Annotated in this window: 19 protein-coding genes; 6 read left to right on the top strand and 13 right to left on the bottom strand. The window is 71.7% G+C overall.

Going from position 1 to position 21490, the window contains the following annotated elements; all coding sequences use genetic code 11:
* Nucleotide 1: 1 nt before the first annotated feature.
* From ACGFIK_RS15275 to ACGFIK_RS15310, 8 genes are all read right to left on the bottom strand, one after another.
* Nucleotides 2-1624 carry a thiamine pyrophosphate-binding protein gene (locus ACGFIK_RS15275; RefSeq protein WP_327026402.1) on the bottom strand — a complete coding sequence of 541 codons (1623 nt, stop codon included), beginning with the start codon at nucleotides 1622-1624 and terminating at the stop codon, nucleotides 2-4.
* The gene (locus tag ACGFIK_RS15280; RefSeq protein WP_327026401.1) at nucleotides 1621-2367 is read right to left on the bottom strand and encodes an enoyl-CoA hydratase/isomerase family protein; all 747 of its coding nucleotides are present in this window, start codon (nucleotides 2365-2367) and stop codon (nucleotides 1621-1623) included. The genes ACGFIK_RS15275 and ACGFIK_RS15280 overlap by 4 nt, the downstream gene beginning before the upstream one ends.
* A complete protein-coding gene (gene purB / locus ACGFIK_RS15285; RefSeq protein WP_327026400.1) occupies nucleotides 2367-3725 on the bottom strand; it encodes an adenylosuccinate lyase in 1359 nt (452 codons plus the stop codon). Before purB ends, ACGFIK_RS15280 begins: the two co-directional genes overlap by 1 nt.
* Complete coding sequence (locus ACGFIK_RS15290) at nucleotides 3725-5290, bottom strand: class I adenylate-forming enzyme family protein (protein ID WP_327026399.1); 1566 nt, start codon at nucleotides 5288-5290, stop codon at nucleotides 3725-3727. The genes purB and ACGFIK_RS15290 overlap by 1 nt, the downstream gene beginning before the upstream one ends.
* Before the next feature lie 2 nt (nucleotides 5291-5292).
* Complete coding sequence (locus tag ACGFIK_RS15295; RefSeq protein WP_327026398.1) at nucleotides 5293-7302, bottom strand: hydantoinase/oxoprolinase family protein; 2010 nt, start codon at nucleotides 7300-7302, stop codon at nucleotides 5293-5295.
* Between the two features lie 62 nt (nucleotides 7303-7364).
* Nucleotides 7365-8195, bottom strand: a complete 831-nt coding sequence (locus ACGFIK_RS15300; protein ID WP_327026397.1) for an ABC transporter permease — start codon at nucleotides 8193-8195, stop codon at nucleotides 7365-7367.
* Nucleotides 8192-9076, bottom strand: coding sequence for an ABC transporter ATP-binding protein (locus tag ACGFIK_RS15305; protein ID WP_327026396.1), 885 nt, complete (start codon nucleotides 9074-9076; stop codon nucleotides 8192-8194). Before ACGFIK_RS15305 ends, ACGFIK_RS15300 begins: the two co-directional genes overlap by 4 nt.
* Complete coding sequence (locus tag ACGFIK_RS15310) at nucleotides 9073-10035, bottom strand: ABC transporter substrate-binding protein (RefSeq protein ID WP_327026395.1); 963 nt, start codon at nucleotides 10033-10035, stop codon at nucleotides 9073-9075. The genes ACGFIK_RS15305 and ACGFIK_RS15310 overlap by 4 nt, the downstream gene beginning before the upstream one ends.
* A 144-nt stretch (nucleotides 10036-10179) precedes the next feature.
* Here ACGFIK_RS15310 and ACGFIK_RS15315 point away from each other — a divergent pair, with 144 nt between their 5' ends.
* Nucleotides 10180-11040 carry a MaoC/PaaZ C-terminal domain-containing protein gene (locus ACGFIK_RS15315; RefSeq protein ID WP_327026393.1) on the top strand — a complete coding sequence of 287 codons (861 nt, stop codon included), beginning with the start codon at nucleotides 10180-10182 and terminating at the stop codon, nucleotides 11038-11040.
* A gap of 25 nt (nucleotides 11041-11065) precedes the next feature.
* On the opposite strand, the gene ACGFIK_RS15320 is transcribed toward ACGFIK_RS15315, so the two are convergent.
* On the bottom strand, nucleotides 11066-11563 hold the full coding sequence (locus ACGFIK_RS15320) for a YcxB family protein (RefSeq protein ID WP_327026392.1): 498 nt from the start codon (nucleotides 11561-11563) through the stop codon (nucleotides 11066-11068).
* A gap of 168 nt (nucleotides 11564-11731) precedes the next feature.
* Between ACGFIK_RS15320 and ACGFIK_RS15325 the strand changes: the two genes are divergently transcribed.
* Complete coding sequence (locus ACGFIK_RS15325; RefSeq protein WP_327026391.1) at nucleotides 11732-12505, top strand: hypothetical protein; 774 nt, start codon at nucleotides 11732-11734, stop codon at nucleotides 12503-12505.
* A 16-nt stretch (nucleotides 12506-12521) separates the two neighbouring features.
* Here the strand turns inward: ACGFIK_RS15325 and ACGFIK_RS15330 are convergent, their stop codons facing one another.
* Entirely contained in the window at nucleotides 12522-13124 is a 603-nt protein-coding gene (locus ACGFIK_RS15330) for a DUF998 domain-containing protein (protein ID WP_327026390.1), read from the bottom strand.
* Nucleotides 13125-13393: 269 nt separating this feature from the next.
* On the opposite strand from ACGFIK_RS15330, the gene ACGFIK_RS15335 reads away from it, so the two are divergent.
* The gene (locus tag ACGFIK_RS15335) at nucleotides 13394-14215 is read left to right on the top strand and encodes an SAM-dependent methyltransferase (protein WP_393339804.1); all 822 of its coding nucleotides are present in this window, start codon (nucleotides 13394-13396) and stop codon (nucleotides 14213-14215) included.
* Nucleotides 14216-14275: 60 nt separating this feature from the next.
* Here ACGFIK_RS15335 and ACGFIK_RS15340 read toward each other — a convergent pair whose 3' ends face one another.
* Nucleotides 14276-14869, bottom strand: coding sequence for an NADAR family protein (locus tag ACGFIK_RS15340; protein WP_327026388.1), 594 nt, complete (start codon nucleotides 14867-14869; stop codon nucleotides 14276-14278).
* Between the two features lie 111 nt (nucleotides 14870-14980).
* On the opposite strand from ACGFIK_RS15340, the gene ACGFIK_RS15345 reads away from it, so the two are divergent.
* Genes ACGFIK_RS15345 through ACGFIK_RS15355 form a run of 3 tightly spaced genes read left to right on the top strand, consistent with a single transcriptional unit; the run spans nucleotide 14981 to nucleotide 17547 of the window.
* Nucleotides 14981-15319 (top strand): PadR family transcriptional regulator, encoded by a 339-nt coding sequence (locus tag ACGFIK_RS15345; protein ID WP_327026387.1) that lies wholly within the window; start codon nucleotides 14981-14983, stop codon nucleotides 15317-15319.
* A complete protein-coding gene (locus ACGFIK_RS15350) occupies nucleotides 15316-16326 on the top strand; it encodes an HAAS signaling domain-containing protein (RefSeq protein ID WP_393339807.1) in 1011 nt (336 codons plus the stop codon). Before ACGFIK_RS15345 ends, ACGFIK_RS15350 begins: the two co-directional genes overlap by 4 nt.
* Before the next feature lie 9 nt (nucleotides 16327-16335).
* A complete protein-coding gene (locus tag ACGFIK_RS15355; protein ID WP_327026385.1) occupies nucleotides 16336-17547 on the top strand; it encodes a GAF domain-containing SpoIIE family protein phosphatase in 1212 nt (403 codons plus the stop codon).
* Between the two features lie 6 nt (nucleotides 17548-17553).
* Here ACGFIK_RS15355 and ACGFIK_RS15360 read toward each other — a convergent pair whose 3' ends face one another.
* Both ACGFIK_RS15360 and ACGFIK_RS15365 read right to left on the bottom strand, forming a co-directional pair.
* Complete coding sequence (locus ACGFIK_RS15360) at nucleotides 17554-20367, bottom strand: hypothetical protein (protein ID WP_327026384.1); 2814 nt, start codon at nucleotides 20365-20367, stop codon at nucleotides 17554-17556.
* Nucleotides 20364-21476 (bottom strand): AAA family ATPase, encoded by a 1113-nt coding sequence (locus tag ACGFIK_RS15365; RefSeq protein ID WP_393339811.1) that lies wholly within the window; start codon nucleotides 21474-21476, stop codon nucleotides 20364-20366. The genes ACGFIK_RS15360 and ACGFIK_RS15365 overlap by 4 nt, the downstream gene beginning before the upstream one ends.
* Nucleotides 21477-21490: the final 14 nt, after the last annotated feature.

Raw genomic sequence — 21490 nt, forward strand, 5'->3', positions numbered from 1 at the left:
CTCAGAAGTGTTCCTGCACGACGTCCGGGTGCACCCGCACGTGCAGCAGGGCGGGGCCGGTGACCGGCAGCACCGCGTCGAACGCGGCGTCGGCACCGGCCTCGTCCGTCACCGTCCAGGCCGGCACACCCAGCGCCCGGGCCACCGCGGCGAGGTCACGTTCGGGGAAGCGGGCCAGCGAGGGATCCACCCCACGCGGACGCAGCTTGCGCACCTCCGCCCCGTACGCCGAGTCGTCCAGGACGATCAACAGCACGGCCGCGCCCGTACGGGCCAAGGTGTCCAGCTCACCGAGCCCGGTGAGCAGGCTGCCGTCGCCCTCGAACGCCACCACCGGCCGGTCCGGGCGGCCCACCGCGGCACCCACCGCGAACGGCAGCCCCACGCCGATGCTGCCGAACTCCCACGGGGCGATCAGCGCCCGGTCCGTCGCCGGTGAATCCAGCAGCAGGTTCGGCCAGCCGCCGAAGTGCCCCACCCCCACCACCGTGGTGCGGTGTGGTGGCAGTCGGCGGGCGCACACCCGCATGAAGACCCTCGGGTCGATCCGGTCCGGCGCCCGCAACGGTTCCAGCCCGGCGAACGCGTCGGCCGCCGCCACCTCCCGCGCCAACTCCGCCGACCGCCACTGCGGTCGGGGGATCACCGGCAGGGCCGCCGACACCGCCGCCGCGACCGTCTCCGCGTCGCCCACCACCGGCACATCCACCGGCCAGCGGTCGCCCAACGCCGCCGGGTCGATGTCGACGCACACCACTCTGGCCTGGCCGAACAGCCGACCGTGGTCCGCGGTCCACCGGTTGAGCCCGGCGCCGAACGCGACCACCAGGTCCGCCTCGCCCAACACCTGCCGGGTCAGCGGTCGGGCCAGCCCACCGGCCACCCCCAGGCAGTACGGATGGTCGGCGAAGAGACCTCCGGCCAGCAGGGTGGTGGCCAGCACCGCCCCGCTGCGATCCGCCAACTCCCGTACCGCCGCCGCAGCCGCCTCCGCGCCCCGCCCGGCCAGCACCACCGGCCGTTCGGCCTTCTGGAGCAACGCGGCGAGCATCGCCACGTCGTCCGGGTGCGCGGCCGGCGGCCCCGGCCGGCGTACGGTGTGCACTGCGACCGGCGGCGGCAGGTCGTCGGAGACCTCCTCGTCCTGCAGGTCGATCGGCACGTTCAACACCACCGGCCCACCGGCTGAGCGGGCCAGCCGGAACGCCGTGGCGACGTCACGGGCCACGTTCGCCGCGGCCACCACCGGCACCAGCTGACCGGCCGTGGCCAAGGCGAACGGCTGCTGCGGGAAGCTCTGCACGTGCTGCGGGTCGCCGGGCGGGGTGTCGCCCGCGACCAGCACCAGCGGGGTACCCGCCTGGCGGGCGATGGTCAGCGCGGCACCCGCCACGGCCAACCCCGGGCCCTGCGTCACCGTGGCCACCGGGCACCGACCGGTCGCCCGGGCGTACCCGTCGGCCATCATCACGGCGGCGTTCTCGTTACGGGCCGCCACGAACCGCACCCCGTGCCGGGCCACCAGGTCGCTGACCAGGAACATGTTGGCATCGCCGAGCAGCCCGAACACCGTGTCGACGCCCTGCGCGACCAGCGCGTCCGCCAGCAACTGGTACACCTTCACGACTTCCCGCCCTTCGGGTACGCCCCCGCCGGCCGCAACGCGACACTCAGCGCCCCCAGATAGGAGTCGTTGGCCGCCGCCTCGAACCTCGGCCCGGCCAGGCGTGCGGCCCGCTTGGTCATCGACCGGCCCACCGGCGAGACGGCCAGCAGCCGTTCGATGATCGCTTCGCAGGCCGTGTCCAACTCCTCCGCCGGCACCGCCGCCGTGACCAGGTCGTGCCGCAGCATCTCGACCGGGCCGATCCGATCGCCCAGCAGCAGCCAACGCTTCGCCCGGTCCGCGCCGACCAGATCGGCCAGGATCGCCATGCCGCTCCAGGTCAGCGGGATGCCGAAGGTGACCTCGGGGAAGGTGAAGAAGCAACTGTCGGCGGCCAGCCGCAGATCGGCGGCGAGGCCGAGCACCGCCCCGGAACCGATCGCCGGACCGTTGAACGCGGCCACCGTGGTCTGCTCCATCCGGTACCAGCGCTCCACCAACTCGGCCGTACGACGCTGCACCTGCATGGTGGTGGCCGCGTCCAGGGTGGCCAACTCGTCCAGGTCGGTGCCGGCGCAGAACGCCGACCCGGCTCCGGTGAGCACCAGCACCTCCACCTCGGAGTCCCGACCCACCTCGTGCAGCACGTCCTCGAAGCGGGCCAGCATCGCCAGGTCGAAGCTGTTGCGCCGGTGCGGGCGGTTCAGCGTGATCCGGGCCAGCCGACCGGCCCGATCCAGCAACACGGACGGTTCGTTCATCAGGGCGACTCCGAGGTGAGCAGGGCGCGGTCCACCAGGGCGGCGGCGTGACCGACGTACGACAGGGGATCGAGCAGTGCGGCGATGTCCTCGCCGGACAGGGCGGCGGCGACCTGCGGGTCGGTGCGCAGCATCTCGGCGAACGGGCGACCCTGTTCCAGGCTGTCGCGTACCACCCGCATCACCAGGTGGTGTGCCTGCTCACGGCCCAGCGGGCCGGCCAGCCGCAGCATCACCGCCTCGGACAGCACCAGCCCGCCGGTGATGTCCAGGTTGGCGCGCATCCGGTCCGGATTCACGCCCAGGTCACCGAAGACCTCCACCAGACGTTCCAGGACACCCCCGATGAGGATGAAACACTCCGGCAGCAGCTTCCACAGGGTCATGCCGACCCCCATGTCCCGGTCGTCCTGCGCGACCATGGTCTGCAGCGCCAGCGGCACCTGCGCCCGCAGGGTGCCGGCCGCCGCGATCACGGCCTCGCAGCGGATCGGGTTGCGCTTGTGGGGCATGGTGCTGCTGCCCACCTGGGTAGCGCGTTGCGGCTCGTACGCCTCACCGACCTCGGTACGACCCAGGAAGTAGACCTCCCGAGCCAGCTTCTCGCCGCTGGACGCCACCAGGCCCAGCACCATCAGACACTCGGCGAACCGGTCGGAGGTGGCATGCCAGGGGGTGTCCGCCACCCCCAGACCCAGCTCCTCGGCGACGGCCCGCTCCAGCGCGAACGCCTGCGGCCCGTACCCGGCCATGGTGCCCGCCGCCCCGCCCATGCTCGTCACCAGCAACCGGGCGCGCATCTCCCGCAGCCGGGCCCGGTGGCGCTGCAACTCGCTCTGCCACACCGCCAGCCGCAGCCCGAAGGTCGTCGGCAGCGCCTGCTGGCCATGGGTACGCGCCGGCATCGGGGTGTTGCGGTGCCGCAGCGCCAACCGCCGCAGCAGCCGCACCAACTCGTCGAGCTGGCGGCCGACGATGTCCAGCCCGGCCCGGGCCCGCAGCACGAACCCGGTGTCCATCACGTCCTGGGTGGTGGCGCCCAGGTGCACGTAACGTCCCGCGTCGCCCGGACAGGCTGCGGTCAGGGCGCGTACCAGCGGCACCAGCGGGTGCACGGTGTCCTCGGCATCGGAGGCCAGGGCCGCCGTGTCCAGCTTCTCCAGCCGGGCCGACGCCGAGATGGCCTCCGCGGCGGACTGCGGGATGATCCCCAGTGACGCCTGCGCGCGGGCCAGCGCGGCCTCCACGTCCAGCCAGGACTGCATGAGCTGCCGGTCGTTGAACACCCCGCGCATCTCGGCGTTGCCGAAGAAGCTGGTGACCGTCAGCGAATCGAGAAAACACGAGCCCAGCTGCATCAGTTCTCCCCCTCGAACAGCGTCAGCGCGGCGCGCCGGTCGACCTTGCCGGACGGCAGCAGCGGCAGGTGGGCGACCGCGCGTACCCGGGTGGGCAGCTTGTGTCGGGCCAGTCGCCCGGTGACGGCGGCGAGCACGTCGTCGATGTCGAGCCGTGCGCCGGGCGCGGCGACCAGCAGGGCACCGACCTCCTCACCCCAGCGGGTCGACGGCACGCCGAGCACGCACGCCTGACCCACGGTGTCGTGTTCGAGCAGCACGGCCTCCACCTCGGCGGGGCTGACGTTCTCGCCGCCGCGGATGATGAGTTCCTTGACCCGGCCGGTGAGGGCGAACACCCGCTCGGCGTTGAGCGCGCCGAGGTCGCCGGTGCGCAGCCAGCCGTCGGAGGTCAGGGCGGCGGAGGTGGCGGCGGGGTCGTCCAGGTAGCCGGCGGTCACCGACTCGCCGCGCACCAGCAGCTCCCCGGCCTCACCCGACGGCACGGGCTGCCGGGTGCCCGGTCGCACCACGGCCGCCTCGAGGTCGGGCACGATCCGCCCGACGGTCAGCCCGACCGGGGCACAATTGCCGTCGCCCGGGTCGACACTGATGGTGGGACCGGCCTCGGTCTGGCCGTAGACGACGGCCGCCCGGTCCAGGCCCAGCACACGCACGGTCCGCTCCCGCAGCGCGGGCGGGCACGGCGCGCCGCCGAGGAAGCCGACCCGCAGCGAGGAGATGTCCCATCGGTCCGGCTCGGCCTCGATCCGGTCGGCGATCATCGTGGCCATCGTCGGGACGGCCTGCAGCACGGTGCAGCGGTGCCGCTCGATCAGCTCCAGCACCGTCTCGGAGCGGAACCGGCGGGTCGACACCCACAGTGCCCCGGTGACCAGCGCGAGCACCGCGCCGCTGCTCAGACCGGCGGCGTGCGCCAACGGCAGCGGTGAGGCGAGGACGTCGCCGGAATGCAGCCCGGCGGCCTGGGCCGTCCACTGCGCGTTGCGTACCAGGTTCCGGGCGCTCAGTGTCACCATCTTCGCCGGCCCGGTGGAACCCGAGGTGAACTGGATGTTCAGCACCGCGTCGGGGTCACCGGCCGGTTCCGGCGTCGGGTCGGCCCAGCCGGGCAACCCCGCCAGTGCCTCCCGGCCGCCGTCGTCACCGAGGGGGTGGATGCCCTCCGGCGGGTACGGCGCACCGGCCAGCGCGGCGACCGCCTCGGTGACCGCGTCCCGGTCGCGGATCCGACCGGCCACGAACAACCGGCGCGGACGGGCGCGGGCCACCGCCTCGGCCAGTTCCGCCCCGGTCAGACCGGGGTGCAGGGTGACCAGTGCCGCGCCGCGCCAAGCCGCCGCCGCGAGCAGGGTCAGCCAGGCGAGGCTGTTCTCCGACCACACCGCGATCCGGTCACCGCGACCGATGCCGTGGGCGGCCAGCACGGCCGCTCCCCGGCCCGCCAGCTCGGCGAACTCCGCGTACGTGACCGGGCGGTCCAGCTCCGCGAAGGCGTACAGCGGCCGGTCCGGGTGCCGTGCCGCCGCGTCCAGCAGCACGGCGTCGAGGGCGAGTGGCGCCATGGTCAGTCCCGGGTGAGCAGCAGGTTGCCGTGCTCGTCGGCCGCGCCGCTCCAGCCGGCCCCGACGACGGTGGTGCTGCCGTTCTCCCGCACCACGGCCGGGCCGGTCACCCGGACACCGGGCCCCAGGTCGGTGCGCCGCCACACGGCGGCGTCCACCCAGCCGTCCGGCCCGTACAGCCGGGTCTGCTCCGGCTGGGCCTCGCCGCCGGAAGGGGCGGCGAAGCGCACCACCGGGCTGGGCCCGAAGGCGGTCAGCCGGCAGTTCACGATCTCGGCCGGGTGGTCGGTGCGCACGTAGGCGTACCGCTCGGCGTACGCCTCGTGGAAGGCCGTGACCAGGTCCTCGGCGGTGGCGGGCAGGCCGTCCACCGCGACGGCCAGGTGGTGGCTCTGGCCGCGGAAACGCATGCCCACCGTCAGGGCGAACGAGACCTGGTCCGCCTCGATCCCGTCCTCCGCCTTGAGCTGCGCCCGGGCGGCGTCCTCCAACTCGGCGACGACCGCCCGCGCTGCGGCCAGCCCGGACTCGTCGGCGGCGGCCAGGACGGTACGCACGTAGTCGTGGCGAGCGCGAGCGGTGACGAACCCCAGGGCGGAGAAGTTGCCCGGCACCGGCGGCACCAGCACGCGGCTGATGCCCAGCTCGTCGGCGAGGGCGGTGGCGTGCATCGGACCGGCTCCGCCGAACGGCATCAGCACGAAGTCGCGCGGGTCGTGGCCGCGGGCCACGGAGATCTCCTTGATTGCGCTGGTCATCTTGATGGTGGCCAGCCGCAGGATGCCGTGCGCCAACTCCATCGCGTCCAGCCCGAGCTGCTCGGCGAGCACCGCCGTGGCCGCCTGGGCGGGTGCCGGGTCCAGCCGTACCTCACCGCCCAGACTCTCCTGCGGGTCGAGGTGCCCGACCAGCAGGTGGGCGTCGGTGGTGGTCGGTTCGGTGCCGCCGCGGCCGTAGCAGGCCGGGCCGGGGGTGGAGCCGGCGCTGCGGGGCCCGATCCGCAGCTCGCCGCCGAGGTCACGCCAGGCGATGGAACCGCCGCCCGCCCCGATCGTGTTGATCTCGACCTGGAAGGTGCGGTTCGGGTAGCCGGCGATCGTTCCGTCGCTGGTCATCAACGGCGCGCCGTCCTTGATCAGGCAGACGTCGGTGCTGGTGCCGCCGATGTCACAGGTGATCACGTTCGAGTAGCCGGCCAGACCGGCGACGTAGACGGCGGCGGCGACCCCGCCGGCCGGGCCGGACAGCGCCAGGTTGATGGGCAGGCGGCTGGCCTCGTCGGTGGAGACGACACCCCCGCTGCTGGTCATGATCGACAGCGGATGCAGGTAGCCGGCGCCGGCCAGGGCGGTGCCCAGCCCGCGCAGGTAGTCCGCGACGGTGCCCCGGACGCTGGCGTTGAGCACCGTGGTGGCGAACCGCTCGTACTCGCCCTGTTCCGGCACCACGTCGGAGGAGACCGTGCAGACCAGGTTCGGGTAGCGCTCGGCGAGCCGTCGCGCCGCGGCCCGCTCGTGGGCCGGGTTGCGGTACGAGTGCAGCAGGCAGACCGCGACCGTGCCCGGACCGGCGGCGGCGACCCGGTCCAGGACCTCGTCCAGGTGGCCGGTGTCGAGCGCTTCGATGACCGAGCCGTCGGCGGCGACCCGCTCCCGCAGCGTGTGCCGCAGGGAGCGGGGCACCAGCGAGGGACGTGCCGCCTCCTTGACGCTGTAGAGCTGCGGCCGGTGCCCGAGGCCCATCTCCAGCACGTCGCGGAAGCCGTCGGTGGTGACCACGCTGACCGGGTCGCCGGAGCCCTCCAGCAGGGCGTTGGTCACCCGCGTGGTGCCGTGCACGAAGCGGTCCACCGCGTCCAGGGAGACGCCGAGCTTGGCCAGCCCTTCGAAGATCGCCGCTGCGGGATCGTGTGGCGTCGACAGGGTCTTCGCCTCGGCGAGCCGTGCGGTGGCCGGCTCGTAGACGATCACGTCGGTGAACGTGCCGCCGATGTCGACGCCGATGCAGAGCATGCGGAAGTGCCTTTCGTGGAGAGGGGGGACCGGCCGTCCGGCGGTGGTGTGCGGTGGCGGCGTCAGAAGGTGACGCCGTAGCGGCGCAGGGTGGTCCGCGTGACGGTGCGCAAGATCCAGTCGAAGAGGTAGCCGAGCAGTCCGAGGGCGAGGATGCCGACGAAGACCCACTCGGTCTTGGCGTAGTTGCGGGCGGTCCAGATCAGCGAGCCCAACCCGCTCTGCGCCGCGACGATTTCCGCCGAGACGATCGTCAGGAACGAGTTGCCCATGGCCAGCCGGGCACCGGTGACGACGTGCGGCACCGTGGACGGCAGCACCACCGACACGAGGCTGCGCAGCGGCGAGGCGCCCAGGGCGCGGGCGGCCCGCAACCGCAGCTCGTCGACGGCCAGCACCCCGGCAAGGGTGTTGAGGGCGACGATGAAGACCGTGGTGTAGAAGATCAGCGCGACCTTGGATGCCTCGCCCGGGCCGAGCCAGATGATCGCCAGGGTGACGAAGGCGATCGGCGGCACGAACCGGAAGAACTGGATGTACGGGTCGAGCATCAGTCGCAGCCAGGGGATGCAGCCCATGAGCAGCCCCACCGGCACACCGATCACGACACCGAGGGCCCAACCGGTCAGGATGCGGGTCGACGAGGCGGTGATCGAGTCCGAGAGGGTGCCGTCCCGGACCAGGTCGACGGCGCCCTGCCAGGTCAGCATCGGCGACGGCAGGAAGAACGCGGTGTAGTTGCGGCTGACCAGGTCCCAGACGAGGATGCCGAGGGCCACGGAGAGCACCGACAGCCCGATCCGGGTCAGCCGGGGCCTGGCGCCACGCCGCCGCGCCGGGCGACGCGGCGCGACGGAGGCCGGCGCCGGGTCGGTGCGTACGTCGACGGTCATCGTCCCGCCCCTTTCTGATCGCCGGTCGACCGGCCGTCGTGCCCGTCGTCGAGCCCCTGGGCCCGCAGGGTCCGGGCCACCTCCTCGCCGATGTCCTCGCGCAGCTGCCGGAACAGGGCGGCGCTGGCCGGGTCGGTGAGGTCACGCGGTCGGGGCAGGTCGCACGGGTAGACGTTCTTGATGGCGGCGGCCGGACCGGCCGTCATGGTGACGATGCGGTCGCTGAGCAGGATCGCCTCGCCGATGTCGTGGGTGACGAACAGGATGGTGGCGCCGGTGTCGCGCCAGATCCGGTCCAGCTCGACCTGCATGACCAGCCGGGTCTGCGCGTCCAGGGCTCCGAAGGGCTCGTCCATCAGGACGACGGAGGGCTCGTTGGCCAGCACCCGGGCCAGCTGGGCCCGCTGCCGCATGCCGCCGGAGAGCTGGCTGGGGAACTTGTCCGCGCTGTGGCTGAGCCCGACCATCGCCAGGTAGCGGTCCTCCACGGCGGCGCGTTGCGCCTTCGGCATACGCCGCATCCGGGGACCGAAGCTGACGTTCTGCCGGACGGTCAACCAGGGGAACAGCGCCTCCGCGCTCTGGAACACCACACCGCGTGACACGTCCGGGCCGGTGACCGGGGCGTTGCCGCAGGTGACCTCGCCGCCGGCCGGGGTGACGAATCCGGCGACCGCGTTGAGCAGGGTGGACTTGCCGCAACCGCTGGGTCCGAGCAGGCAGACGAACTCGCCTGCCGCGATGTCGAGCGTCGCCCCGCGTACCGCGTCGAAATCGCCGAAGCGGATGTCGACCTCACGCAGGGAGACGGGGGCCCCGCCCCGGCCGGTCGAGGACGACCGGCCGGGCGAGGCTGCCGTACGGGTGTCGTGGGAGGTCACACCAGACCCCTGATCATCACCGACGCAGGGTCGGCCGCCTTCTCCACGATCTTGCTGTCCTGCTGGAACTGGGCGATCTCGGCGTAGCGCTTGAGGTCCTCGTCGGTGAAGTCGCGGACCTTGCACTCCACGCCCTTGAGCAGGTTCTCCGCCTCGGCGGCCGGAACCTTGATCGCCTTCTCGGTGACCGCGCCGGCCTTGGCGGGGTCGGCGGTGAGCTGCTCGCAGGCCTGGCCGATGGTCTCGACGACCTTCTTGGCGGCGTCCTTGTTCGCCTCGTACCAGGCGCCGTCCACCCCGATCACGAGGTTGTAGACGTAGCCGATGTCGCCGCTGGTGAGCAGGATCTTGCCGCCGTTGGCGACGCCGCGCGAGGGCCACGGCTCCCACATGATGTAGCCGTCGACGTCGCCGCGCTGCAGCAGCGCCGGCATCTCGGCCGGGGAGGCGTTGACGAACTCGACGGAGTCCCGGCTGATGCCCTTGGCCGCGAGCACCTTGTTGGTGGCGTACTCGTTGACCGTGCCGGGCACCACGCCGTACTTCTTGATGCCGGTGACGTCGGCGATTCCGTCGCGGGCGACGAGCTTGATGAAGCTGGGCGACTGGGAGAAGACGGCCAGGCCCTTGATATCGCCGCGGGTGGCCCGGTTCAGTAGGCTGGACTCGGTGCTGGCGGTGAACTGACCCTGCTTGGCCAGGATCGCGTCGAGTCCGCCGGTGCCCTCCTGGAACTGGGTCACGGTGACGTTGACCCCCGACGCGGCGAACAGCTTGTCCTGGTCGGCGAGGTAGATCGGCGAGTAGGCCGGGTCGACCCCCACACCGAACGTGACGTTGGCGGACGGTTCGGCGGCGGAGCCACCGGAGCCGTCTGCCGTCTGGTTCTCCGCGCATGCGGCTCCGGCGACCGTAATCAGCAGGGCCGCGGCTGCTACCCGCAACGTGCGCATCTTCATGGCTACCTCAGTCCTTCGACTGGCTCATATGGTGGTCCGTGTTGCTTAATGTGGGACGGTACTGTGCTGTCGAGCACACAGTCAAGAGCTCAATCACCCGCTGACCAGCAGTTTGATAGATCCAGAGGCAGAATCGAGGTTCCAGTGGCTCTGAGTGCCGACCCCGAGACCTTCGGAGCGGGCCTCGACCCCGCCTCGCTGCTCCGCTGGCGATCTGTCGCCGAGCGGCACTGGAGTGGCACGGACGCCCTGCTGTACGCCCTCGGCGTGGGTGCCGGGCAGCAGGACCCCGCCGCCGAGCTGCGCTTCACCACCGAGAACTCCGCCGGTCACCCGCAGGCGGTACTGCCGACCTTCGCGGCCCTGTTCGCCGCCGACCCGCCCCCGCTCGGCGACCCGGCGGCCGTCCGTCATGCCGAACAGTCCCTCCGGCTGCACCGCGAACTGCCCGTCGCCGGTACGGCCCGCACCACCGCCACCGTCACCGCCGTACACGACCAGGGCAGCGGCGCTCTGGTCCGCGTGGTCTCCCGGATCCGTGACGGGCAGGGGCGTCCGCTGGCCACCGCCACGGCGGGCTTCTTCGTCATCGGTGCGGGTGGTTTCGGTGGCGACCGGGCCCCCGCCCCGGTGCGGACCGTCCCCGTCACCGCGCCGGACCACGAGATCCATTACCCGGTGCCCCGCGATCAGGCCCTGCTCTATCGGCTCAGCGGCGACCGCAATCCCCTGCACAGTGATCCGAGGGTGGCCGAACGCGCCGGCCTGCCGCAGCCGCTGCTGCACGGGCTCTGTACGTACGGCTACGCGGGACGTGCCCTGCTGCACGCGGTCGCCGCAGACCCGGCCCGACTGCGCGGCATCGACGCGCGCTTCACCGCACCGGTGTACCCGGGCACCACCCTGACGGTCCGCATCTGGCGCCGCCCCCTCGGCGCCGCCTTTCAGGTCTTGGACGGCGCCGGCCGGGTCGTGCTCGACCGGGGCGCGGCCTGGCTGCGGTGACCAGCGCCGGGCCGGCCCCGCCGTCTCATCGGGGCTGGAGCAGCCCGCGGTCGACCATGAAGGCCCGCAAGGTCTCGGCGTCCTCGGCGGACATCAGGCGGCGGGGGATCACCGTCGCCGGCATCCCGCCGACGAACACCACCCAGAAGTCCGGGGTGTCGGTCACCCGGGTGACCCCCTCCCAGGCGATGCCGCCGGACTCCGAGCCGCTGCGCATCATGATGTTGTCCTCGGTGATGTCGTAGGCCCCGTCGACGGCGTAGCGGCCGGAGCGACGTCGGGCCCGCAGCCGCACGAAGGGGGCGTACAGCATCGCCAGCAGGCCACCCAGGGTCATCGACACCCACAGCGGCATGAGTTGCTCGATCCACGAGGACCCCAGCGAGGCGATCAGACCGAGGACTCCGACCCCGGCCAGCACCGCGCCGACATAGCCGTACCTGCGTAGTCCGACGCTGCTGAGCACGGCGGCCACCCGCCCTGGATAGCTGGGGTCGGCGGGGACCTCGAAACGGATGTGCATCGGCGAAACGATACTGCCCCGTCCGCCCCGACCAGCGCCGCGCTACCCCCTGGCCGTGTCGGCGGACGACGCGGGAACCCGGCCCGATCGAATCTCTGCTATATATGGGAACGCTCCCAAGGGTGGCCGATCGGTCGCCGCGCGGGGAGACCAAGCCATGGAGGAGCCATGCGTAAGTTTCTTGCCGCGTTGACCGCCGCCCTGATGCTCGGCGTCACGGCCGGCAGCGTCCCGTCCGCCGCCAGCGCCGCACCGCACAAGTCGTGCCCGCGCCACCTGCTCTTCTGCGAGGACTTCGAACGGCTGCCGCGGGGCGGCGCCAGCAGCCTGAACTGGGGCATCGACACCCGCAACGGCACCCTGACGGTGGAACAGGCCCGCCGGGGCAACAAGGTGCTGCACATCCACACCGTGGACAACGGGCGGGCCTTCCTGCGGGTAGACGACTTCGAGGCACCGGGCAACCGGTTCTACGGCCGGATGCGGCTGCGGGTCGACGCCTTCCCGACCGCACCGGACTGGGCGCACTTCACCCTCGTGGAGGCGACCGGCACCGGCAGCTCGGAGATCGTCCGACCGATCGGCGGCCAGTACGCCCCCACCGTCCCGGGAATCTTCTGGGGGGTGGGCGCCGACGGCGGGCCGACCGGCGACTGGACCAACTGGCGCGAGTCCGCCCCGGTGGTCGAGGACACCTGGCAGTGCTTCGAATGGAAGCTCGACCCCAGGGACAACCGGGTCACGGTGTGGATCGACGGGGTGGCGAACCCGGAGTTGACCGCCTCCACCGATCAGCACGGCGGCAACCAGGTGCCCTTCATCCTGCCGAAGGTGAACACCGTGAAGATCGGCTGGCAGCTCTACCAGGGCGGCACCACCCCGGGTGAGTTCGACCTCTGGATCGACGACATCGCCCTGTCCACCCAGCGCATCGGCTGCTGACCGGCCGACCCCGCCCTCAGATCAGCCCGAGCGCCAGGGCGGTGAAGAGGGCGGCCAGCCAGCCCCAACCCGGAATGATCATGGCCCGCTGAATCAGGCCGATGCGCGGTGACACCTGTTCCCAGGCTCTGCCGAACTGGCCGAGCCCGAGGAACAGGGTCACCGCGACCCCACCCGAGACGACCCGCCAGGGTGTCGTGGGCAGGGTGAAGGCGCTGATGGCCGCGCTGACGGGCAGGGACAGGAAGACGACGGCACCGGCGAGGTCGTGGATCCGGTGGGCGGTGCTGTGCTGCTCGGGTATCCCGGTCGGCGCACCCGGCGGGTAGCCGAGCATCGGGTCCATCCGGAACACCCCGGAGGCGACAAGCCCGAGCCCGAAGACGGCCAGCACCACACCGAGCAGGGCGTTCGGGCCCTCCGCGAGCACGCCGACGGCCCCCGCCGTGATCGCGGAACCGGAGATCAGGAAGTTGGCCGTCTGGATCCCGCCCCGGCTGCCGAGGGCCAGCGCGCTGACCGGGTGGCGGGTCGGGGCGTAGCCCGGGCGGCTGGCCCCGTCGATGAGGAACACCAGCACGAACGACACCGCTCCGAGGGCACCCACCCACAAGGCCATCTGATCCTTCTTCCCCGTGTCGGAATATCCAGTACATCGAACACGGGGCCGGCCGACCCAGTGCCGATGGTCACCTGCCGATCGCCGCCATTGAGCGTCGGCTGCGCCGGTCGGGAGGGGCCCCGACGAGCGTCCCGGGACGGTAAAGTATCCGTACCTCGCAAGTGGACGAACCGGGCTCAGGCGTACCGATCAGTGCGGCTCTCGGCGACAGCACCGCTGCGCCGCGTCGACGGCCGCGAACACGACCCACGAGAAGAGGCGACACGGTGGGAACGAGTGACGACGAGGCCAAGCCGGCGAGCGCGGCCCGAATCTACGACTACTTCCTCGGCGGCACCCACAACTTCCCAGCCGACCGTGCGGCCGCGCAGACGATGCTCCAGGTGCTGCCGCTGGTGCCGCAAATGGCCAGGACGAACCGGGCCTTTCTGCGCCGCGCCGTACGCTACCTCGCGGAATCGGGGGTGCGACAGTTCCTCGACGTGGGCTCCGGCATCCCCACCGAAGGCAACGTCCACGAGATCGTTCAACAGGTCGAGCCCGAGGCACGCGTCGTCTACGTGGACATCGACCCGCTGGCGGTCGCGGAGAGCCTGGAACTGCTCGACGGCAACCCCTTCGCTACCGTGGTCAACGCCGACCTGCGTGATCCTCGGTCGATCCTCTCGCATCCGCAGGTCACGGCGCTGCTCGACTTCGACCGGCCGATCGGCCTCGTGTTGGGCGCGGTCCTGCATTTCGTCCCCGACGAGACGGCCTACGACGTGGTGGGTCGACTGCTCGCCGCGATGGCGCCCGGGAGTCACCTGCTCATCTCCCATGCGACGGCCGACGAGGCGCCACACGAGCAGGACGAGATCGACGTGGCCCACGACATCTACCGGCACCGGACCGCCACCCCCCTCGGGCTGCGTACCAGGGCGCAGATCGAGCGCTTCTTCGAGGGGCTCGACCTGGTCGAACCGGGCGTGGTGTGGCTGCCACTGTGGCGTCCGGCCCCGGACGACCCGCAGTACTTCGCCGACGATCCGACGCGCAGCGCCGGCATCGGTGGAGTCGGACGGATCCCGCCCCACCAGGACAGGTAGACCGTATCGATCACGTTAGGGCAGCGGGACGACGTTGCATTGTCGTCCGGTGGTGTGTGATCAGCTTGCCGAACTCGGAGTCGCAGTGCTCGGCTGCTGATCGCGCAGGATCGTGCGGGCCTGCATGAGGGCGAACCCGAGCAGGTTCAGCCCGCGCCAGCCTGCGGGGTCGATGGCGTCCGGATGGTCGGCGGCCAGGCCGATGCCCCAGACCTGGTCGAACGGGCTGGCCTCCACCAGCACCCGCTCCCCGGTGTCGAGCAGATATGCACCCAGGGCCCGATGCTGGTCGAACTTGGCCCGGTTGCCGGTCACCACGATGTCGAAACGGTGCCGTTGCCAGGTCTGCGGGTCGAAGCCGACGACCCGCCGACCCAGGGCCTTCACCGCCTCCGGCGAATCCACCGTCAGGATCTGAGCGGCCCGGGCGTGGTCGTCGAAGAGGACGGCCTTTCGCCACATCATGTAGTGCTCGGCGGTGGCGAAGCGTAGCCCGTCGAGGGTGAACGGAGCCGGCCACCACTGACTCAGGCACTCGGCGCCGATGCGGCCGTCGGCCCGCGGCTGGTGGCCCCAGAAGAACAGGTAATCCACCCGGGAACCCGCACTCACGGCGGCGATCAGTTCGGCGACATTGCCCACGGACGTGACCATGCCCGCGAGTGTCGCACCGCGGAACCTGCCGCACCATCGTGTCTCAGGGTCGGCCGCCGGCCGGGACCCCCTGATTGCACGAGGTCTTGCTATGCAAGGTATCTTGCTTTCATGGACAGCGCACGCGAGCGGATCACCACCAACATCCGCAAGGGCGTCCTTGAGTACTGCGTGCTCGCGTTGCTCTCGCAGCGCGACATGTACGGCCTGGAACTGGCGGACTGGCTGGCCGCCCGAGGTCTGATCGCCAGCGAGGGCAGCCTGTACCCGATGCTTGCCCGGATGCGGCAGGCGGGCAGCGTCGAAACCCGCTGGCTGACCCCCGAGCAGGGTCATGCCCGGCGGTACTACGCGATCACCTCCCAGGGCCGGGCGCAGTTGCGGGTGTTCGCGGCGGTGTGGCGTGACATCCAGCCGCACGTGAACGAATTGATAGCGGAGGAAACATGAGCAACAGCGCCCTGCCCGAGGCGGCGGAGACCTACCTTCGGGCGCTCGCCGCCGAGCTGGCCGACGCGCCACCGGACACCGTACGGGAGATCATCGAGGGGGTCCGGGGGCACATCGCCGAGGCCCTGGACAGCGGACGCCCGCTGGACCAGGCCCTGGCCGGTCTCGGCAGCCCGCAGGCCGTGGCGGCGCAGGCACGTGAGGAACTCGTCCCGGCCCACCGGGCCGGGGACCGGGTGGCCGGTGTCGGCCGGGCGCTGCGGATGGTCGCCGTGGTGCTCGGCGTGCTGACCGCGGTGTGTGTGAGCTTCCTGCTGCCCTCCACCGCCCTGCCCTCGGATCTGGCCGGTCCCGAGGGCCAGAGCATCATGCGACGCCTGGGCCCCGGGTTCGCCATGCTCACCCTGCTACCGGCGCTCATCGCGGCCGTTCCGTTCGTCGTACCCCCCAGGGTGCGCGAGGTTACCGGGGTGGTCGGTGCCGGGGTGCTGACCGCACTCGCCTGCGCCACCGGTGAGGTCGGTCTGTACTACCTCCCCCTCGTGCTGATGCTGTGGGCGGCGACGGTGGTGCCGTGGGTGATGCGGCGGCGGATCGGCCGGGCCGCCCTACGGTCCTGGCGCCTAGTCGCAGCGGGGGCGGTGATCCTGCCCGGGCTGCTGCTGGCGCTCTCCGTGGCCACCGGCTCGTTGGGCATCGAGTGGCTGGGCGTGCTGCTGTGGATCGTCGGGCCGCTGGTCGTCGGAGCCCTGTGCGCCCTCGGCCTCCGGATCGGGTACGCCCTGACCGCCCTGGCCGGTGCGCTGGTCATGGCCTTCGCGATCACCGAGCGGGGCTTCCTGTTCGCGGCCTTCTGGGTGTTCGGTGGGCTCTACCTGATGATCGGGACGACCGGTGTCGTCACGACCCGTCCCGAACAGCGTCCGGTCGGGCCGACCCAGGGCGGCTACCACGACGCGGATCGAGGTGATGCTTCCGGCGGGCATCGACGGCCCACCGGGAGCTAGGCTGCCCGCGTGGCCGATGCCGAACTGGTGACGAACGAGGAGCGCCTGCGCCGCTTCGAGGCGATCACCGACAGGGCTCTGTCGGGGCTGAACATCGCCGATCTGTTCGATGAGCTGCTTGAGCGGGTCCGGGACCTGCTCAAGGTCGACACTGCGACCATCCTGCTGCTGGACGGCCATACCGGCGAACTCGTCGCCACGGCCGCCAAGGGCCTGGAAGAGGAGGTACGGCGCGGATTCCGCATCCGGGTCGGGCACGGCTTCGCCGGCCGGGTGGCAGCCACCTCGGCACCGGTGATGATCTACGACGTCACCCCGGCCGACGTGGTCAATCCCATCCTGCTCGACGCCGGCATCCGGGCCCTGCTGGGGGTGCCGATGCTGGCCAACGGCAACCTGGTCGGGGTGCTGCATGTCGGTTCCCTGACCCTGCGGCGGTTCGGCCCCGAGGACGTACAGCTGCTGCAACTGGTCGCCGACCGGGCCAGCTCCGCCGGCCAGGTCCGGGCCCAGATCCTCGACCGGCAGGCAGCCCTGGCCCTGCAACGCAGCCTGCTGCCCGGCCGGCTGCCGGAGATCGCCGGCCTGGACCTGGCCGCCCGGTACGTGCCCGGTCACGACCTCGGCATCGGTGGCGACTGGTACGACGTGTTCGCCCTGCCCTCCGGCTGGCTGGGCGCGGTGATCGGCGACGTCTCCGGGCACGGACTGCCCTCCGCCGTCGTCATGGGACGCATCCGCAGCGCCCTGCGCGCCTACGCCCTGGACCGGGACGACCCGGCCGAGGTGCTGACCGCCCTGGACCGCAAGATCCACCATTTCGAGGCCGGCACCCTGACCACCGCCCTCTACGCCCTCATCGCCCCCGACCGCGCCTCGGTGCACCTGTCCTGCGCAGGCCACCTACGGCCGCTGCTGGCCGTACCGGGCGAACCCACCAGCCTGGTGGACCTCGTCGTGGACCGACCCTTCGGGGTGGGTGCGCCGCTCGCCAGCCGGCACACCACCGTGGTGGACCTGCCGCCGGGCGCAACCCTCGTCTTCTACACCGACGGACTGGTCGAACGCCGCGGCGAGCTGATCGACACCGGCATCGAACGACTGGCCGCCGCCATCCGGTCGGGACCCGCCGAGGCGTTGTGCGACCACATCATGGCCGCCACCATCGACGAGCCCCCGACCGACGACGTGGCCCTGCTGACCATCCGTCGCCACGACTGAACCGAATCAGGGCAGACCCAGCACCCTGGCGAGGGCCTCGGCGGTGCCCGGATGGGCCCGCACCAGGGCAGCCGCCCGGGAGTCCGGCGCCCCCTCGTCCGGACTGCGCCAGTCGCCCTGGACGCCGAGCAGGGCGGCCAGGGCCTCCACCGGCTCCCGGTGGTCGGCCAACAGGCCGTGCACCTGCCCCACCGGCCGGCGCGGGATGACCGGTGCGGCCGTCGGGGTGGTGCCCGACCAGGGCGGCACCCAGGAGTCCAAGGCGGCCAGGGTGCCCGGGAAGGTACGCCCGGCCTCCCGCACCAGCAACGGCACCAGCTCCGGCCCGTGCTGGCGCAGGGTGGTGACCAGGTTGGGCAGCCAGGGCAGCAGCACCGGGTCGGGTAGCCGGGCGAAGGCGGTGGACATGGTCTCCACCACGAACGGCGCCAGCCCCGGCACCGGTTCCAGCGCGTGCACGAAACCGGACAGGTACTGCGGGAAGGCCGGCACCACCAGCGGGTTGGCCAGCAGTTCCCGGCAGCGCTCCCGCAACTGGGCCAACGGCAGCATGCCCAACTGGTGGTGGGCCGCCCAGCCCAGGGCCACCTTGGCCGGGGCCTGCGGATGGGACTGGGCCAGGGCCAGTTCGAGCTGGGACCGGTCGCAGCCCAGGGACAGCGCCAGGCTCTCCAGGCTGAACAGGAACCCCAGCATCGCCCCGACCTGCCGTACCCCGGTCTCGGCGTCGACGAAGGCGGTCGGCAGCAGGGTGCAGTAGTGGGCGTACCCCGTGGTCACGAAGGCCTCGCACCAGGCCGGCAGCCGGGCCGCGGTGGCCTGGTGGTGCGCCAGCAACCGGCGGATGCGGCGCAGCACCTCCGGGGCCTCGTCGACCGTGCGTTCACCGGCGAGCAGCTCGACCGCCCGGGCGCCCAACTCCTCGACCAGGCGGGGACTGTTCAGCAGGGTGGTGGCGTCCTCGACCGCCGCCAGGGCACTGACGATGGTCGCCCCGGGCCCGTGTGCCGCCCGACGCAGGCGCTGCTCCAGCACCTGCTCGATGGTCACCCCCTCGTAGCCGAGTTCGATGAGCGCCCGCTGGTGGCGGCCCAGTGCCAGATCCCAGCTCTCCTGGATGGACCGGTGGCCCAGCCGACGCTCACCCATGATCGGCCGGACCGCCCCGGGCGGCAGCAGGTGCCGCAGCATCCACAGCAGATCCGAGCAGCCGGCCAGCTCCGGGTTGCCCTGCAGGTCCAGCAGGGCCCGCTGCACGGTGCGTTTCTCCAGGTCCAGACCGAGGGGCGCAAGCCGGTGCAGCACGTCCCGGGCCAGCGGCGGCAGGGCGTCGTAGCCGACCTGGCCGATCCGATCCCCGCCCAGCAGGATCTCGCAGAGCCGCCGCACGTCCCGCCGACCGGGTACGACATCCTTCTCGATGCAGGTCACCGCCGCGTCGGCGAAGTCGTACGGGGTGGGGCGGGCCCGGTTGCGCAGCCCGGCCAGCAGGATCGAGGTCTCGAACACCGCGATCGCGTCGGCGGTGCTGGCCAGGTACCCGTTGCGGCGGGCCAACCGGACGATGTCCACACACCAACTGCGCAGCTCCGCCTCGTCCAGCCCGTCCGGGGTCGGCGGCGCGGCGAGGAAACCGGAGAGCCGGTCAGTGACCGCCGCAGCTGGCGTCGGGGCCGGCCTGCCCCGCCCCTTGCGGCCGGTCGCCCCCCGCTGCCCCCCCAGCCGGTACGGCTTTACACCTGAGGCGCTCACCGTCTTGTTCCAGGTGGCGGCGGCGATCGACACCGATCCGGGGGCCAGGCCGAACTGGGCCTCGATCGCGGAGTGGCTGGACGGGATCAGCCCGTACTGCCACCGGGTGGCGGTGCGGCCGGTGATGTCGAAGTCGGGGGCGGGGGAGTCCAGGCCGAACTGCTCGACCCGGCTGGCGGCGTGGAAGGCCCCGCAGACATACATACAGTCCGCCGGGTCCGCGCCGGTGGCCGCCAGATGCTGCCGGATCCTGGTCCACATGTAGCGTTCGCGGTCCTCGTCGCGATCGGTGCGCTCCGATTCGGCGGGCCGCAACCGTCGGAACAGGCTGCCGATCAGCACCATCACCTGGCGGTAGGTGTCATGGTCGGCGGCGGCCAGGGGCCGTTCGACGTAGCTGTCCCACCACTCCGACCAGTGCCGCACCTTGCCGTGGTGCAGCAGGTACGCCTCCAACTCGGCGAACCGGGGCCGCAGATCCCCGATCTCCACCCCTACCGCGTCACCGTGCAGCGCGGCCTGTTCGTCGGCCCCGTCGGGAGGGGACTCCTCCGGCCCTGGGGACTCCGCCCGTGGTGACCACTGGAAGACGTGGTCGGTGGAGCGGTCCACCAGCACCAGCTCCACCCCCGGGGTCTCCAGCGCGTACGCGATGGCCTGGTATTCCGCGGAGGCCTCGGTGACGGGCGCGATCACGCTCAGCGGCGCCCAGGCGGCGGGGAAGCCGTCGAGTTCCGAGGCGAACGCCTGCACGGCCACCGGCAGCCGGCAGTTGCGCAACTCCGTCAGCACCGGCTGGAGATCCTCACACAGCTCCAGGTAGATCACCCGGGGCTGCTTCTCGCGCAGTCGGCGCACCATGGCCAGCGCGGATGCCGGCGAGTGATGACACACCGGAAAGATCTCCAGCCGTTCCCCCAGGGCCCGGTCGACGTCGTCGACCAGACCGGTGAGGATGTCGGCCAGGGCGTCCGGGCCCTCGGCGAACGCGGCGGCCGCCTCGGTGAGCTGCTCCCGCAACGCGGCGAACGCGCCGACGGACGCCGGGGCGGCGGTGGGGGCGGTCATGACAGGGCGGCGATCGACTGTCGGCCGCCGTCGAGGAAGTCGTTCCACTCGCCGCCGTCCTGCTTGGCCCGTGGCTCCACCACGGCGTGCAGGTACTTGTTGAGGATCGCCAGGTCCTCCGGGCTGCGGCGGGCCAGGGAGCCCACCAGCGACCCGGCCAGGGTGCCGGCCCGCAGGGTGCGGTCGCCGAAGAACTGGCTGTGCAGGATGGCGTCCTCCAGCACCCCGATCTGCTCGGCGGTGGACAGCGCCGACTCCAGCTTCTCGTCGTCGCTGGTGGCCGAGGCGGCGGCGGCCCGCAGGTCGGCGAAGCTCTGCAACAGGATGTCCAGCAGGGTCGGCGGCACCTCCAGCTCGACCTGGTGGCGGCGCAGCAGCTCCTCCGTACGGAATCGGACGATCTCCGCCTCGCTGCGCTTGTTGGTGATCACCGGGATCCGGACGAAGTTGAACCGCCGTTTCAACGCCGAGGACAGGTCGTTGACCCCCCGGTCCCGGCTGTTCGCGGTGGCGATGATGGAGAACCCGGGCTTGGCGAAGACGATGTTGTCGTCGTTGAGTTCGGGGATGGAGACGTACTTCTCCGACAGGATGGAGATCAGGGCGTCCTGCACGTCGCTGGTGGAACGGGTCAACTCCTCGAAGCGGCCGATCACCCCCTGCTCCATCGCCGTCATGATCGGCGACGGGATCATCGACTCGCGGGACTGCCCCTTGGCGATGACCATGGAGACGTTCCACGAGTACTTGATGTGGTCCTCGGTGGTGCCGGCGGTGCCCTGCACCACCAGGGTCGAATTACGGCAGATCGCCGCGGCCAGCAACTCGGCCAGCCAGCTCTTGCCGGTGCCCGGGTCACCGATGAGCAGCAGACCCCGATCCGAGGCCAGGGTGACGATGCTGCGCTCGACGAAGCTGCGGTCACCGAACCACTTCTGCGGGATGTCCCGGTCCAGGCCGTCGGCGCGCTCCGAACCCAGGACGAACAACCGGACCATGCGGGGGCTCAACCGCCACGAGTACGGCTTGGGGCCGGTGTCGACCGACTCCAGGTAGTCGAGTTCGTCGGCGTACTTGACCTCGGCGGGGGCACGCAACATCTCGGACATGAGGGGTGTCTCTC

Origin of the sequence: Micromonospora sp. NPDC048871 (genome assembly GCF_043198155.1) — a bacterium.
Lineage (GTDB): Bacteria > Actinomycetota > Actinomycetes > Mycobacteriales > Micromonosporaceae > Micromonospora.